This window comes from Hathewaya histolytica, from assembly GCF_901482605.1.
Taxonomy (GTDB): domain Bacteria; phylum Bacillota; class Clostridia; order Clostridiales; family Clostridiaceae; genus Hathewaya; species Hathewaya histolytica.
Map to the genome: position 1 here is coordinate 483,233 of NZ_LR590481.1, position 15,890 is coordinate 499,122.

The following is a 15,890-nucleotide window of genomic DNA, read 5'->3' on the forward strand; positions in this document are numbered from 1 at the left end:
CTTAAAATATCTAGTTTTAAAGATATCTCTATTGTGGTCGACATAAATAATAATTATTATATGGCTAAGAGAATATGAAAATAGAGGGTGATATTTTGGGCAAGATATTGGCTATTGATGACGAACGTAACATTTTAATTTTAATTAGAAATGCATTAAAAAAAGATGGACATGAAGTTATAGGAGTAAGTAATCCAAAGGAAATAAATTTTAATGAGATAAAAAAATATGATCTTATACTTCTAGATGTAATGATGCCTAAAATTGATGGCTTTACCTTATGTGAGGAAATCAGAGAAATTACAGATGCTCCGATTATATTTTTAACAGCTAAAACTCTAGAAGAGGATGTTTTACAAGGGTTGAGTATAGGCGGGGATGATTATCTTTTAAAACCTTTTAATATAAATGAACTTAGAGCAAGAATAGGAGCACATCTTAGAAGAGAAAAAAGAGAAAAAAAGAATGCTATGTTGCTATCAGGAGTATTTATAAATTTAAGTAGTAAAGAGATATGTGTAGAAGATAGAAAGATTGATTTTACAAAGACGGAATATGGGGTTTGCGAATTTTTAGCTAAAAATAGAGGCCAGGTCTTTACAAAGGAGCAAATATATGTTGCTATATTTGGATATGAAGGAGAAAGTGACAGTGTAACTATAGCAGTGCATATTAAAAATATTAGAATGAAATTTGAGAAAGTTAATATGGCACCAATAGAAACTATATGGGGTGTAGGATATAAATGGGAATAAGTAAAGAAATAACCTTAAAAAGATTTTTTTTAAAATATTTAGTTACAATTGTTAGTTGTATTATACTGTCTTTTGTTACGCCCTGGATGATTATTGGTATATTAAGTAATAATAATGTAGTTAAACCTGCAAATTATTACGAGCTTCAAGCTAAAAAAATTAAACCTAAATTAGAAAGATTACCAGTTATAAAACAAGGTGATATACCTAAGAATCTATCATATATTATTTTTGATAAAAATAATAATATTGAAAGTACTAATTTTAAATCTGAGGAAGTACAAGATGCATTAAATTTTATAGATGATAAAAATGATTGGAAGGTAAATTACTTTGTGTATATAAAAGGAAAAAGTAATTCATGTATTTTAAAATATAAATTAAAAGTCAGTTATACAAGTAATAAATTAAATGATATTTTTTTATCTCCAGAAAAAATGTTATATATATTTATAATAATAAATTTATTAAGTTCATGTGTAATTAGTATAATTATATTTTCAAAAAAGTTAAAAACAGAGTTAATACCACTTTTAAATACAACAAAGCAAATTCATATTCAAAATTTAGATTTTACTGCGAAAAGGGCTAAAATTAAGGAATTTAATGAAATTTTAGATTCCATGATAGATATGAGAGATGAACTAAAAGACACATTAAAAAAGAAGTGGGAAGAAGAAAAGATAAAAACAGAACAATTATCAGCACTATCCCATGATATAAAAACCCCTCTTACTATTATTAAGGGAAATACTCAATTACTTTTGGAGAGTGAGTCTTTAGAAGAAGATAAAGAGTATGGAGAATTTATCCTAAATGGAGTTAATGAAATAGAAAATTATATTTCAATATTATCTAATGCCATACATAATGGAAAAAAACTTAGAATTCAAAAGAATAAAATTAATATAAATAATTTATTAAGGAAAATAGAAAAAGATACACTTTCACTATTTCAGACCAAAGAAATAAAATTAAAAAGTGAGTATTTAAATATTCCCGATTTTATTTATGGTGATGAACGATATATATATAGGGCAATAATGAATGTTTTAAGTAATGCCTTTGATTATTCTCCAAAGCAAGGTACAGTATATTTAAATATTTTTTTTACGGATGAATACTTATATTTTAAAATAACTGATGAAGGAAAAGGATTTTATAAGGAAGATATAAAAAATGCAAGTAATATGTTTTATCAAGGTGATAAAAGTAGATCGAGAAATAATCATTATGGAATAGGGTTGTATTTAGTAAATGTTGTTGCTAAAGAACATAGAGGAGAGGTTATACTGGGGAATTCCAAAGAAACTTTAGGGGCAGAAGTTATTTTTAAAATAAAAAGTGATTAGCGTATAAATTAAGCACCTAACTTTAAAGTTAGGTGCTTAATTTATCTAGGATATTTTAATTTTTAAGATTTCTTATAAAAAGAGAATTATGCTTAAAAATAACTTATAAAAATCTAGTACATTTTTAAAGAAAATGTTAAAATGTAGGAAGCAAAATAAAGTTGTAGAGTATAAAAAATTTTATTTACTAGGAAGAAGGGGAGGGTTTATGACTCTTTGTTGTGGAGACTTATTTGAACTTAGTCATTTTTCAAGGGCGAAACTATTAGCAGGTGAGGATGGATTGAATCGTGAAATTTCTTGGCCTTATGCTAGGATGACAGAATCTATTTCAGAATGGCTCTATGGGGGGGAACTATTATTTGTTACATATAACTGTTTAGAGGAAGATAGTAATAGTATGCTATCTTTATTAGAAGAGTGTATTTATAAAAAACTTTCTGGTGTTGTAATTTTAATTGATGATAAGTACATAGATAGAATAGAAAAAAAGATTATAGATAGAGCAAATGAAGAAAACTTACCTCTATTTATAATGCCTTGGGATATTAAGTTAATAGATATTATACAAGAGATTTTTCTAAAAATGGAACAGAAAAAGGAAGAATCAAAGAATGCAAAACATTTTCTTGAAGCTCTTCTTTTTTCACGTAAGCAGATACATCAAGATATTCAAGCTTTAGGAGAATTTTATAATATAAAGTTAAGACCTTTTTATTATATTTGTATATTTAAAATGGAAAGTACATCTAATATTTATCATGGTATGGAGGAAGTTAACAAACATATAGTTAGTTCTTTGAAAGATATCTTAAATTATGAGCACTGTAATTTGGTTTCCATGGAATATAGAAATCATTTAACTTGTTTAATATTTACTAATGATTATGAAGAAGCAAAAAAATCATCCGGAGCAGTTGAAGCTATATTTAATCTTGTAAGTTCAAGATATTCTTCTATTGAATTTAATTTAGGTTTTAGTCGTATTAGGGAAACAGATTCGGAAATAAAAATAAGTTATAAAGAAGCATTTAAAGCTTTATCTATGATTAATATATACAACAAAAATTCAAAGGTTATTAGATATAATGAATTAGGAATTGTTAGGCTATTAGTTGAATTGGCAGATATTAAGGATATTGATCAATATTGTTATGAAAATTTAGGACCCATTTTAGAGTATGATAAAAAACATGGAGTAGATTTGCTAGGAACTTTAAAATGTTATTTTCAGAATAATAAACATCTAATGAAAACTTCTCAAGAACTTTTTATTCATAGAAATACTTTAATTTATAGGTTATCAACAATAAAAGATCTTCTACAAAGAGATTTAGATGATGCTATGACGGACTTAGAACTTTTTAATAGTATATTGATTTATGAGTTCCTTGGTTTAAAAAATAAAATATAAAAATCTGTGACAATAATTGTCACAGGTTTTTATATTTTTTGCTATATGTTTTGTTCTTTTGGTATTTCAGTTTTAGAAATAGACAATATCAAAACACCTGCAAAAATTAATATACACGCAATAATTTTTATTAGTGTTATTTTCTCTCCTAGTAATAGTGATCCAAAGATTACACTTGTTATCGGTTCAAAGGTACTTATAACAGCAGCTTCACTTGCTCCAATGTGCTTTATACCAATTTGTAATAGAGATAGAGCTACTACTGTACATAAAAATGCAAATATTGCAGATATAGACCATGCCTTAGTTGTTAAAGAAGATAAAACTAGTTCTTTTGTAATTAATCCATAGAAGAACATGCCTATAGATGAAGCAGTTGCTACATAAAAGGTTATCTTAAATGGTGATTCAGCCTTTAAACCACTTTTATCCATGAATATAATATAGAATGCATAAAATACACCTGAAGATATTGCTAAGATTAATCCAAGTAGTGTACTAGAACCAAGTGATGCAGAATTCAATGCTGATATAAAGAAACATCCTATACCACACATAGCTATTATTAGTGCTAGAATCTTTTGCTTACTTAATTTTTCATGGAAGAATATTACACAACCGAGAGTTACAAATATAGGGTAAGTAAAATGTATTGGAGTTACTATTCCCACATCTATATGGGCAAAAGCCATATTTAACATCAATGTTGTAATTGCATTTCCAATGAATCCTAGTATTACTAAGTCTCTTAACTGTTTTTTTGTTATTCTTAAGTCTATTTTTAAAAGTAAAATAATAGCTAGTAAAAATGGTAAACTTAAAAAGTTTCTTAAAAAAGTTAATGTTACAGGATTGCTACCTTGGGTTCCATAAGTCATAGGTCCAAGTGTGAAAGCAAATCCAAAGGTAATAGAGGACAACATTGTAAGAATTGTTCCTTTTGTTTTCATAATATAACCACTTTTCTCAGCGTAATTTTATTTAAAAGCTTTTTCAACAATTTTAAGTATATTTGGAATAACATCATCAACTATTATTTTTCCTCTTTCAGCTGAAGAGGATTTAGCTGATGCAAGTATTCCAGTTTCCGGAACTATATCCTTTTCAATTGGATATCTATAATAAGTTGCTGGGCTAGCATTCTCAGTATCTAATATCTTATCTTCTCTAACAAGTTCTGGTGCAAAATACATCATTAATGAAGTTTCTGTAACAGCTGCATGTTCTAAAGCCCAACCTGGGAATGGAACTTCATCAAAAACTTTATCAATTACATCAGGTGACATTGGATCCCACCAGTTGGTTAAAAGAATTTGTACTCTATCACCATATTTTTGAGAGCATAAGTCCATAGCTTCTACGATAAATGCTTCATTTTCAAAGTGGGCACTTAAAAGAAAGATTTTTGTGAATCCATCACGAACAAATTCATCTATTATATCCATAACTAAAACTTGTAATGTAGCTCCATTTAAGTCAATTGTTCCTGGAAATAAAGGGCCACCACCACTTAAAGGTTTTGATTTATATCCATATGAAAGAGTTGGGGCAACCACAGCATCTAAATTTTCGGCTATACGGTAAGCGAATCCTTCAGCTAATACTGTGTCTACACAAGTTGGTAAATGAGGACCATGTTGTTCTGTAGAGCCTATTGGTAGAATAATTACACCATCTTTTTTCTTTTCGAATTCTTTCCATGTCATATGTGTCATTTTTACATTTTCGTACATAATAACATCTCCTTTTACTTTTTCATGACAAATTTTATCAAGTCTTTAATACTTAACCAAGTTTACTCTTAATGGATAATACATTCAATGTACAAAAGATACAAATATATAAGTAAAAATATGTTTTTTTAATGCACATTAATATTGAGGTATTATTGTGCTTTTAGCACAATGACTATACATAAAAATAATGTTAAACTTCAATTTGCTAGTAATCTATTGCAAACTACTACACACAAAATGAGAGGAGATTGTTTAAATGAAAGCGATTTTATTTAAAAATGCTAGATTAAAAGGAAATGAAACATTAGTTGATTTACTTGTTGAAAATGGAGTTTACAAAGAAATAGGACAAAATCTTTCTATAAAATATAAAGATGTAGAAACTTACGACTTACAAGGAGACCTTGTTGTTCCACCTTATATTGATCCGCATATACATTTAGATTATGTGTATACTGCCCGTACTCCAGGTGCTAATAATGGGACAGGTACTCTTTTTGAAGGAATTCAAAGATGGTCTGAAACAAAAGCAAATATGACAATAGATGAAATTAAGGAACGTGCTAGAATTGCGTTAAAGAAAGAGATTTTACATGGAACTCAATATCTTAGAACTCATGTTGATGTAACAGATCCTAAACTTACTTGCTTAAGAGCTATTATGGAATTAAGAGAAGAAGTTAAAGATCTTGTTGATATACAAATTATCGCATTTCCACAAGAGGGTATGTATTCATATAAAGATGGAGATAAATTAGTGGAAGAAGCATTAAAAATGGGTGCAGATGTAGTAGGGGCTATTCCTCACTTTGAATTTACAAGAGAAATGGGAGAAAAATCTATTAAGAAAACTGTAGAACTTGCTATGAAGTATAATAAATTAATAGATGTTCATTGTGATGAAACTGATGATGAACAATCAAGATTTGTTGAATTATTAGCAGCAGAATCTTATATGAATGGAATCGGTGAGCTAACAACAGCAAGTCATGCTTGTGCTATGGGTTCATATAATAATGCTTATACATTTAAATTATTTAAACTTTTAGGATTATCAAAAATGAACTTTATATCTTGTCCAACTGAGAACATACACTTACAAGGAAGATATGATACATATCCAAAAAGAAGGGGACTTACAAGAGTTAAAGAACTAAATGATGCAGGAATTAATGTTTGTTTTGCACAAGATTCAATTTCAGATTCATGGTATCCATTAGGAAATGGTAATTTAATGGCCATTTTAGATGCTGGAATTCATATCTGTCATATGATGTCTTTTGATGAAATTAATAATGCATTAGATTTAATTACAATAAACGGTGCTAAAACTCTTAATATAGAAGATAAATACGGAATAGAAGTTGGAAAAGACGCTAACTTTATAGCATTAAACGCTAAGAATGAATTTGATGCAATATTAGAAAGAGTAGGAATTAATTGTTCCGTTAGAAAAGGTGAATTTTTATTTAAGAAACAGCCACAAATAATTGATACAAATATATCTTTATTAAAATAATAATTATAAAATTAGAGATTAAGTTAATACTAGCTTGATCTCTACTTTTTTATATAAATTTAATTCATAAAAGAAAGAAAATTAAACTTATAATTAGATATATTAAATTTAAGTGACTAAATTAGGTTTAATTGAAATTTATTAATTAATATTAACTAATAAGCATATAATCCTAAATATACTATTAAAATATAGTTAGGGGTGTGTGTTTCTTGAAAGATAACTTTTTTATGCCTATATATTTAAATAGAGGTTTAGTTTTAGACCTTCACTCTATTTTTATAGATGGTTCTATAGAAAGCACATCTGTACGGTTTGTTAGAGGTGATACTGAACATTTGAAACTTCAAAATTACAATAAAACTGGAAAGGATTTTGCTGAAAAAACTTCTGGTAGTTATAAGGTGCCCAATGATGATAATGAATATGACTTTTCAACACATTGTTCAAAGTTCAATAGTAAGGATTTTTCAGGGAATATAGAAGGTTCCAATACGAATACAAATGAAGTTACTCTAAGAAAAATAAGTACCAACTTTTCTATATTTAATAATTTAAAAAATACTATGTTTAGAGATCATATGTTTAGAGAAATATCAAAAGAGGATATTATAAATGAAGATATAAAATGTGGTGAATATGTTGAATTTAATTGTGGTATGAGTTCCTTATCGTTATTAAATGATGTTAATAATATTATAGATATTTTAGAGTGTTATGATTGCACAGAGTTAGATAAATTAATTGAGAAAAAAGAAAATGAAAACAATCTTACAAATTATTCAGTGATATTAAAACAATTAAAGCTATTAAGTTCTTATCTGTGTAAGAATGATACAGTTAATATGGTAACCAATATAGGTGAATGTAGAGCTGTACTAAATGTAAATTTAGATTATTTTTCTGATAAACATGCCTATATGTATGATACCTGTGATACTGCTTGTAAAGTTTTTGGTAAGGTAATAAAAATGCCTAAAAAGGGTGAAGAAATATGTCTTTTATCCAAAACAGGAATGAGTGATTATTATAGAAAATTTTTAGATTCAATATCACCGTATTTAGCTGTATTAAAAGAAAATAATATAGTAATGCCTAATAACTTAGTTATTGATATAGAATGTCCTGCTATACAGGTTATACCGATAGCTATGTATCTTTAAAATTTTAATAAATTAATTTACACACATTAATTTAATATTTACAATAAAATAACTTATTTTTATGAAGTCAGTTATTCTATATCATATAAGTTTTTTAATTCCATTCCTATCCACATAAATAAAGTAGGTACAAATAAAAGAACAAAAAAAACAGTATTATATATTAATGGTGTTGCTCTTTGAAGTGCTATGTGGGAAGCTTTATTAATAAATATATATGGTATCCAAACATATATATTTTCAAAATAAAGAGGAAATTTTAAAAAGAGCAGAAGAATTTATTTAACAATAAAACATAATGCCATAAGAAATACTATTTCTTATGGCATTATGTTTTATTCTCTAGTTAACTTTTTTATTATATATCTATGTTCAGGATACATATTTAATAATTCATCTCTTTTTATTAATTCAAAATCGTCAAAATGAAAGCCCGGTGATACCATGCATCCTACTAAGGCATAATCTTCATTGTTCATGGCAGAGCCAAAAATATAACCTTTAGGAACTAAGACTTGCGGAGTTTCTCCCTTTTCTAAATTAAGACCTAAAAATTTTTTAGTAAGTTTTCCTTCTGGACTTATCATATAAATAGTAAGTGAAGAACCACTATGATAATACCAAAGTTCATCAGACTGTAATCTATGGAAATTAGATACTTCTCCATTTTGTAATAAAAAATAAATACTAGTCCAAAGATTTCTTTCTATTTTTTTATCATGTCTATTTAAATTTAAAGTTTCATCTGATATAAGTGATTCTTTATAATATCCACCTTCTGGATGAGAAATCATATTTAAATTTTTAATAAAATAATCAGCAGATTTTATCATATTTAATCTCCTTTTTCTTTAGTATTTCCTTAATATTATATATTAATTTTAACATAAAATTCAAATTAATAATTTTATAAAAAAATTCTAATAGTAATATGTAAATAGGTGTAAAATTTATAACAAAAATATAAGTACTTACGTTATTTACTATAATCACAAATTTAATTTATGTATATTCAATTTATTTTTGGGTAAATTAGACTTATAACCTACTCTTAAAAGCATCACTAATTTATTATGTTAAAGTTACCCTTATAACTCTAAAGATGTAAAAAAGATAAGTTATTAAGTTTATTTATGAAATACCATAAAATTTGATTAGAAAGAATATTATTAACAAATAATAATTTATGCCTAGCAAAGAATAAAAGATAATAAGGAGGAATTATTATGAATATTTTAGCATGGATTATCCTAGGAGCTTTAGCTGGATGGATTGCAAGTAAGTTCACAGGAAATGATTCTGAAATGGGAGCTTTTGCAAACATAATAGTTGGTATAATTGGTGCATTTATTGGTGGATGGATATTTAGATTTATTGGAGGCAAAGGAATTACAGGCTTCAATATTTGGAGTGCCATAGTAGCTGTAGTGGGAGCTATAATACTACTTGCTATAATTAATGCATTTAAGAGAACTAATAAATAGTATTAGGTTAGGTAAATAAAGAACTTTAAAATTACTTTTATAAAATAAAAGGCATGGAATTTTCCATGCTTTTTATTTTATTTAAAATACTACAATGAAGAATCTAATATAAAAAAGTTACAGCATCTAAAAGATATACTAGACAAAATTTAATTTTAGTGTTAAATTATAAATAAGAGATACCCCTGGGGGGAGGGGTGTATGATTTAAGGAGGAAGAGTATGCATTGTGAAAATAAAAAAACACTACAGTTATTAAAAACTGCAAGAGGTCAAATAGATGGAATTATAAAAATGATAGAAGAGGATAGATATTGTATAGATATATCAAATCAAATTATGGCATCTATGGCATTGCTTAAAAAATCTAATAGTATTGTACTTAAAGCTCACCTTGACCACTGTGTTAAAGATGCAATAAAAAATAATAGTGCTGAGGAAAAAATGAAAGAAATAGGTGGTATTATAGAAAAACTTATGAAATAGGAGGGATTATGATGAAAACTGATGTTTTTAAGATAGAAGGAATGACCTGTGCTGCATGTTCAAGGGCAGTAGAGAGAGTCACTGGAAAGTTAGAAGGGGTTGAGAAATCTTCAGTTAATTTAGCTACAGAAAAATTAAGTATATATTATAACGAAGAAAAACTTTCTAAGGAAGATATAATAAAAACTGTAGATAAGGCTGGATATAAAGCTATAGAAGAAGTTACAGAAGTTAAAGGCAAAGGGGTAATTAAAACCTTTAAGATAGAAGGAATGACTTGTGCTTCTTGTTCAAGGGCAGTAGAGAGAGTTACAGGAAAATTAAAGGGTGTTGAAAGTTCTAGGGTTAATTTAGCCACAGAGAAGTTAACTATAGAATATGATAATAGAATTATTAGAGCTAGTGATATAATATATGCAGTAGAAAAAGCTGGTTTTAAGGCTTTTGAAGAAAAAGGAGAGAACCAAGATACTCATCAAGATGGAAAGAAAAAAGAAATACAAAATCTCTGGAAGAGATTTATAGTGTCTTCTATGTTTACGGTACCACTTTTAATTGTTTCTATGGGTCATATGATGGGACTTCATTTACCTAATTTAATAAATCCCGAAGTAAGTCCTATGAATTTTGCACTAACTCAACTAATTCTTGTAATACCTGTTATTATATCTGGAAAGAAATTTTACAAAGTTGGGTTAAAATCCTTATTTACAGGACACCCAAATATGGATTCATTAATTTCTATAGGAAGTTTAGCGGCAATTATTTATGGTTTTTTTGCTATATACCAAATTTCTAAGGGAAATTACCATTATACTATGGATTTATATTTTGAGTCTGCAGCTACCATACTTACATTAATTACTTTAGGTAAGTATTTGGAAAGTGTAACTAAAGGGAAGACATCAGAAGCTATAAAAAAACTTATGGGACTTGCGCCGAAAAATGCTACTATATTAAAAGATGGGGAAGAAGTTTTAATACCTATAGATGAAGTATTAGTTGGAGACGTGGTTATTGTAAAACCTGGAGAAAAGTTCCCCGTGGATGGAGAAATACTTGAAGGTTCAACATCTGTTGATGAGTCTATGCTTACAGGTGAGAGTATTCCAGTTGAAAAAATTGTAGGTTCAAAGGTTATCGGAGCTTCAATAAATAAAAATGGATATATAAAATATAAAGCTACCAAAGTTGGTGGAGATACAGCTTTAGCTCAAATAATTAAGTTAGTGGAAGATGCACAAGGTTCTAAGGCTCCAATTGCTAAAATGGCAGATATAATTTCTGGGTATTTTGTACCTGTAGTCATAGGACTTGCTATAATTTCAGGTTTAACATGGTATATGGTAGGAAAAGGACCTATATTTGCTTTAACTATATTTATATCTGTTTTAGTAATAGCATGCCCATGTGCACTAGGACTTGCAACGCCTACAGCTATTATGGTAGGTACAGGAAAGGGTGCTGAAAATGGAGTTTTAATAAAAAGTGGTGAAGCACTAGAGACAACCCATAAAATTCAAACTATAATTTTTGATAAAACAGGAACTATAACAGAAGGAAATCCGAAAGTTACGGACATATTATGTAATGAGATAAATGAAGATGAAATCTTAATACTAGCTGCTAGTGCTGAAAAAGGTTCAGAGCATCCACTAGGAGAGGCTATAGTTAAGGCTGCAGAGGAGAGAAATTTAACTCTTAAAAAGGTAGAGGAATTTAAAGCTATATCTGGCAAAGGTATAGAAGCATTAATAGAAGATAGAAAGCTTTTCCTAGGCAATTTAAAGCTTATGAATGAGTATTCCATAGATTTAGGTAACTTTGAACACGATTCTAAAAAGCTTTCTATGGAAGGTAAGACACCTATGTATATAGCAAGTAATGAAAAGGTATTAGGAATAATAGCTGTCGCAGATACAGTAAAGGAAAATTCTAAAAAGGCAATAGAAACTCTTCATAAAATGGGTATTGAAGTAGCTATGCTTACAGGAGATAATAGAAATACGGCAGAGGCTATTGCAAGAGAAGTGGGTATAGATAGAGTTATTGCTGAAGTATTACCAGATAATAAAGCAGAAGAAGTTAATAAAGTTCAAAGAGAAGGAAGAAAAGTTGCCATGGTTGGAGATGGAATAAATGATGCACCAGCGCTTGCAATGGCAGATATAGGAATGGCAATAGGATCAGGTACCGATGTTGCCATAGAATCTGCAGATATTGTTTTAATGAGAAGTGATTTAATGGATGTAGCAACTTCTATAGATTTAAGTAAAAAGACCATAAGAAATATAAAAGAAAATTTATTTTGGGCTTTTGCATACAATACTTTAGGAATACCTGTAGCTATGGGGGTATGGTATGCATTTGGTGGAAAACTTTTAAATCCTATGATAGCAGCACTTGCTATGAGTTTTAGTTCTGTATCAGTACTTCTAAATGCTTTAAGATTAAAAAGTTTTAAAAGAGTGAATTAGATAGGACTTTTACTTTCAGATGGGGCTTTAAGCTCCATCTGAATTTTTATTATCTCATAGTAGAATTTACAGTAGTATTATCAGCATAATGTTATAATCATATTAAATTTTATTAGTGCTTAATTAAAGTGATTTTTATATAAATATGTGAATATAATATGTATATAGTAAAAGATTGTTTATAATAAAATAAGTTAAATTTAGTAAAAATCAAATGATTATTTTGTAAATACTTTGCATGAATTTTTATTATTGTATATAATTTATATATTAAGGATTAAAATTTTATTATTAAGATAATATAAGATGATAGGGAAATTATAAAATTATGACTTAAAAGGAGGTACTGCATAAAATGGAAGATAATAAAAGAAAGAATACATATAATGGATTTGGATACTATTTTAAGGAATGGTTTGTTCCTATTATAGCTGCAGTGGTTATAGCTACATTAATAAATAGGTTTTGGTTTTTTAATATTAAAGTTCCTACAGAATCTATGTATCCAGCTATTGTACCAGGAGATAGGATTTTGGTTACTAGAGTATATAATAAGGATAAATTAAAAAGAGGAGATATTATAGTTTTTCATTCTGATGAGCTTAAAGAAGATTTAATAAAAAGATTAATAGGATTGCCTGGAGATAAAGTTAAGGTTAATGGCGATGGCTCTCTATATATAAATGGAGAAAAGATACTAGAGCCTTATATAGTGAATCAAGGTGACGTTAAGGGGGAATTTGTAGTTCCTAAAGATAACTTCTTATTTATGGGTGATAATAGAAAGGATTCATTGGATAGCAGGTATTGGAAGAATCCTTATATAAGTAAAGATAAGATAATGGGAAAAGCTCAATTTGTTTTAACACCATTTAAAAGAACGGGTAAATTAAGATAAAAATTAAGGGATATATTACTAGTCAAAAGTCATGTAAATTTTTTATATTTATATGGCTTTTATTTTTTTAAAAATATATAATTATAACGGTATTTAATTAGATATTAATAAATCTGTAACTATTCCTTCTTTTTATTGATGTATAATAAAGTTATAGGATATTAGTTAATTATTTAGAAAAGTTTGAATAAAATGAAATAGGGAGTAAATTTGGGGATAGAAGGTGAGTTTTTTGAAAAGAAAAGCAAAAATGGCATTAAGTGTGGCTACCTCTATTTTTTTTGTTACAATAATAGGAACAAGTATTTTAAATAAAAAAAGTGGCATAGCCTTTGTTAACATAGATAGCATAAAAAATGTACGCAAAAATACTTTAAGTAATAATGAAAGTGTGAAAGGTAAACATGGAGTTGAAGAAGATAAAAATATAAAGGGAACTAAGGGAAAGGAATCTAAAGCCGATAAATCAAAGGAAGTTATAAATAATAAGGAAGTTAAAAATCGAGATAAAGATACAGCTTCTAGTAATGGGGGAAGTAAAGGTCAACTAAAAGATGGTAAAGAAAAAAACAAACCTCAATTACAACAAAATGAAGAACAACATAAGGACGAAACAGATAATAAAGATAAGAGGAATATAGTTCTAAATAGTAAAGAAGAAGTTAATAAGTTTGCTAAGACTGTGTTTAAAAAATATTTTGCATTAGATATAGAAAATGATCCTAATGTTACATTTAATATAGAAGAACGAAGGATAGAAGAAACTTCAGAAAATCTTTGGTTTTGTACATGGATGGGATTATTTGATGGAAAAAATCTATATTTAAACTTATTAGTAGATAAAGATAGTGGAAGAATAAAGAAAATAGATAATTATAATTATTCTGAGGTGGGTACTGAAGAAAAAGTAGACGAAAAAAAAGCAAAGACTATAGCTCTAGATTTTATAAGTAAGATTGATAGAAAAAATTTAGACCTTATAGGAGATGTTAAAGTAATAAAGAACTCTAAAGATGGATATAAAGTTATTATACCTAAGAAATCAGAGGGAGGTTCAAGCACGCAAGAGATTATTATGGTTGCAGTAAATCCTTATTCTGGCTTGGTAAGCTCCTTTACTGATCTGTGGAAATAATTCTGTTTTTCTATAAGTATAAATTTAGAATGTAGGTGGACTTACTATGAAAGAAATCGATATACTATTAAAAAGTCAGAGGGACTTTTTCGGTAGTGGGAAAACTAAAGATATAAATTATAGGATAAAAAAGTTAAAAGATTTAAAAAAGAATATACAAAAATATGAGGATAATATACTAAAAGCACTTAAAGATGATTTAAATAAATCAGCTTTTGAAGCCTATGAAACAGAAGTTGGTATGGTTATAGAGGAGATAAATGTTGCCATTAAAAATATAAAGAGATGGGCAAAAAAAGAGAAGGTTAGAACTCCTTTAATGCATTTTGGTACTAAAAGTTATATATATAAAGAGCCTTATGGGGTTATTTTAAACATATCTCCATGGAATTATCCATTTCAATTATCTTTGGCTCCAATAATAGGGGCTATAAGTGCAGGGAATTGTGCTATTTTGAAACCTTCCAAATATTCCAAGGCTACTTCAATGGTTTTAGAGGAGTTAATTAGTGAAACATTTAAAGAAGAACATGTTGCAGTAGTAGGAAAAGATGGTGGACGGGAATATTTAAGCGAACTTTTAGAACATAAATTTGATTATATATTCTTTACTGGAAGCCCTAAAGTAGGGAAAGTTATAATGGAGAAAGCGTCTTGTAATTTAACACCTGTAACATTAGAACTTGGTGGAAAGAGTCCTTGTATTGTGTGCAAGGATGCAGATCTAGAAAAGACATCAAAAAGATTAGTATGGGGAAAATTTCTTAACGCAGGTCAGACTTGTGTAGCTCCAGACTATGTGCTTGTACATGAAGATGTAAAAGAAGACTTAATAAATTTTATTAAAAAAGATATTGAAGAGTTTTTCGGGAAAGAACCTAAATTAAGTGATGATTTTGGTAGAATAATAAATAAGAATCAATTTGATAGGTTATTAGGATATTTAGATAGAGGTCAAATTATAGTAGGTGGGGATTATGATAGAGAGGAAAGATATCTGAGCCCTACTCTAATACATAAAGTTTCTTGGATGTATCCAGTAATGCAGGAAGAAATTTTTGGACCAATACTTCCTATTATAGAGTATAAGGATTTAGATTCTACAATAAAATTATTAAGTGGAAGGCCTAAACCACTCGCTTTATATCTATTTACAAATAATAAAGTAGTAGAAAAAAAGGTTTTAGAGAATTTATCTTTTGGTGGAGGATGTATAAATGATACTATAATCCATGTATCATCTCCCTATGTACCTTTTGGAGGAGTTGGAAATAGTGGTATGGGTGCCTACCATGGAAAAGAAAGTTTTGAATTATTTACCCATAAAAAGTCTATACTAAAAAAGAGTAATTTGTTTGATATTAAAGTTAGGTATGCACCTTATAAAGATAAAATAAAATTAATAAAAAGAATACTAAAATAATATTAACAAGAAAATATGCTAAAATAGTATTAAGAGAAAATATACTAAA

The 15,890-nt window shown here is 27.9% G+C and carries 14 protein-coding genes; 11 read left to right on the forward strand and 3 right to left on the reverse strand.

Translation table 11 applies throughout. The annotated features are described in order from the left end of the window. Positions 1–95 precede the first annotated feature (95 nt). The 3 genes from FGL08_RS02255 (at position 96) to FGL08_RS02265 (ending at position 3,521) form a co-directional block, all read left to right on the forward strand. Positions 96–755, forward strand: coding sequence for a response regulator transcription factor (locus FGL08_RS02255; protein ID WP_138211241.1), 660 nt, complete (start codon positions 96–98; stop codon positions 753–755). Continuing rightward, the gene (locus FGL08_RS02260; protein WP_138209266.1) at positions 746–2,107 is read left to right on the forward strand and encodes a sensor histidine kinase; all 1,362 of its coding nucleotides are present in this window, start codon (positions 746–748) and stop codon (positions 2,105–2,107) included. The genes FGL08_RS02255 and FGL08_RS02260 overlap by 10 nt, the downstream gene beginning before the upstream one ends. Positions 2,108–2,315: 208 nt before the next feature. Next, positions 2,316–3,521 carry a PucR family transcriptional regulator gene (locus FGL08_RS02265; protein WP_138211242.1) on the forward strand — a complete coding sequence of 402 codons (1,206 nt, stop codon included), beginning with the start codon at positions 2,316–2,318 and terminating at the stop codon, positions 3,519–3,521. 41 nt (positions 3,522–3,562) lie between these two features. Here FGL08_RS02265 and FGL08_RS02270 read toward each other — a convergent pair whose 3' ends face one another. Further along, on the reverse strand, positions 3,563–4,471 hold the full coding sequence (locus tag FGL08_RS02270; protein WP_138209267.1) for a DMT family transporter: 909 nt from the start codon (positions 4,469–4,471) through the stop codon (positions 3,563–3,565). A 27-nt stretch (positions 4,472–4,498) separates the two neighbouring features. Beyond that, a complete protein-coding gene (locus FGL08_RS02275; RefSeq protein ID WP_138209268.1) occupies positions 4,499–5,254 on the reverse strand; it encodes a creatininase in 756 nt (251 codons plus the stop codon). 259 nt (positions 5,255–5,513) lie between these two features. On the opposite strand from FGL08_RS02275, the gene codA reads away from it, so the two are divergent. Continuing rightward, positions 5,514–6,776: a cytosine deaminase gene (gene codA, locus FGL08_RS02280; protein WP_138209269.1), complete on the forward strand. Its 1,263-nt coding sequence runs from the start codon at positions 5,514–5,516 to the stop codon at positions 6,774–6,776. Positions 6,777–6,988: 212 nt separating this feature from the next. Continuing rightward, positions 6,989–7,939, forward strand: a complete 951-nt coding sequence (locus tag FGL08_RS02285) for a DUF6414 family protein (RefSeq protein ID WP_138209270.1) — start codon at positions 6,989–6,991, stop codon at positions 7,937–7,939. A gap of 335 nt (positions 7,940–8,274) precedes the next feature. Here FGL08_RS02285 and FGL08_RS02290 read toward each other — a convergent pair whose 3' ends face one another. Then, complete coding sequence (locus FGL08_RS02290) at positions 8,275–8,772, reverse strand: cupin domain-containing protein (protein WP_138209271.1); 498 nt, start codon at positions 8,770–8,772, stop codon at positions 8,275–8,277. Between the two features lie 393 nt (positions 8,773–9,165). Here FGL08_RS02290 and FGL08_RS02295 point away from each other — a divergent pair, with 393 nt between their 5' ends. The 6 genes from FGL08_RS02295 (at position 9,166) to FGL08_RS02320 (ending at position 15,841) form a co-directional block, all read left to right on the forward strand. After that, positions 9,166–9,423: a GlsB/YeaQ/YmgE family stress response membrane protein gene (locus FGL08_RS02295; protein WP_138209272.1), complete on the forward strand. Its 258-nt coding sequence runs from the start codon at positions 9,166–9,168 to the stop codon at positions 9,421–9,423. Between the two features lie 221 nt (positions 9,424–9,644). After that, on the forward strand, positions 9,645–9,908 hold the full coding sequence (locus FGL08_RS02300; RefSeq protein ID WP_138209273.1) for a metal-sensing transcriptional repressor: 264 nt from the start codon (positions 9,645–9,647) through the stop codon (positions 9,906–9,908). Between the two features lie 11 nt (positions 9,909–9,919). Beyond that, positions 9,920–12,385, forward strand: coding sequence for a heavy metal translocating P-type ATPase (locus FGL08_RS02305; protein ID WP_138209274.1), 2,466 nt, complete (start codon positions 9,920–9,922; stop codon positions 12,383–12,385). Between the two features lie 355 nt (positions 12,386–12,740). Then, complete coding sequence (lepB, locus tag FGL08_RS02310) at positions 12,741–13,283, forward strand: signal peptidase I (RefSeq protein ID WP_138209275.1); 543 nt, start codon at positions 12,741–12,743, stop codon at positions 13,281–13,283. Between the two features lie 232 nt (positions 13,284–13,515). After that, on the forward strand, positions 13,516–14,418 hold the full coding sequence (locus FGL08_RS02315) for a hypothetical protein (RefSeq protein WP_138209276.1): 903 nt from the start codon (positions 13,516–13,518) through the stop codon (positions 14,416–14,418). A 46-nt stretch (positions 14,419–14,464) separates the two neighbouring features. Continuing rightward, positions 14,465–15,841: an aldehyde dehydrogenase gene (locus FGL08_RS02320; RefSeq protein WP_138209277.1), complete on the forward strand. Its 1,377-nt coding sequence runs from the start codon at positions 14,465–14,467 to the stop codon at positions 15,839–15,841. Positions 15,842–15,890 lie beyond the last annotated feature (49 nt).

What these genes read in the sequence shown, in the direction of transcription:
- FGL08_RS02270 (WP_138209267.1), bottom strand. Translation starts at nt 4,471, where the DNA reads ATGAAAACAAAAGGAACAATTCTTACAATGTTGTCCTCTATTACCTTT.
- FGL08_RS02265 (WP_138211242.1), top strand. Translation starts at nt 2,316, where the DNA reads ATGACTCTTTGTTGTGGAGACTTATTTGAACTTAGTCATTTTTCAAGG.
- FGL08_RS02260 (WP_138209266.1), top strand. Translation starts at nt 746, where the DNA reads ATGGGAATAAGTAAAGAAATAACCTTAAAAAGATTTTTTTTAAAATAT.
- FGL08_RS02305 (WP_138209274.1), top strand. Translation starts at nt 9,920, where the DNA reads ATGAAAACTGATGTTTTTAAGATAGAAGGAATGACCTGTGCTGCATGT.
- FGL08_RS02290 (WP_138209271.1), bottom strand. Translation starts at nt 8,772, where the DNA reads ATGATAAAATCTGCTGATTATTTTATTAAAAATTTAAATATGATTTCT.
- codA (WP_138209269.1), top strand. Translation starts at nt 5,514, where the DNA reads ATGAAAGCGATTTTATTTAAAAATGCTAGATTAAAAGGAAATGAAACA.
- FGL08_RS02275 (WP_138209268.1), bottom strand. Translation starts at nt 5,254, where the DNA reads ATGTACGAAAATGTAAAAATGACACATATGACATGGAAAGAATTCGAA.
- lepB (WP_138209275.1), top strand. Translation starts at nt 12,741, where the DNA reads ATGGAAGATAATAAAAGAAAGAATACATATAATGGATTTGGATACTAT.
- FGL08_RS02295 (WP_138209272.1), top strand. Translation starts at nt 9,166, where the DNA reads ATGAATATTTTAGCATGGATTATCCTAGGAGCTTTAGCTGGATGGATT.
- FGL08_RS02320 (WP_138209277.1), top strand. Translation starts at nt 14,465, where the DNA reads ATGAAAGAAATCGATATACTATTAAAAAGTCAGAGGGACTTTTTCGGT.
- FGL08_RS02300 (WP_138209273.1), top strand. Translation starts at nt 9,645, where the DNA reads ATGCATTGTGAAAATAAAAAAACACTACAGTTATTAAAAACTGCAAGA.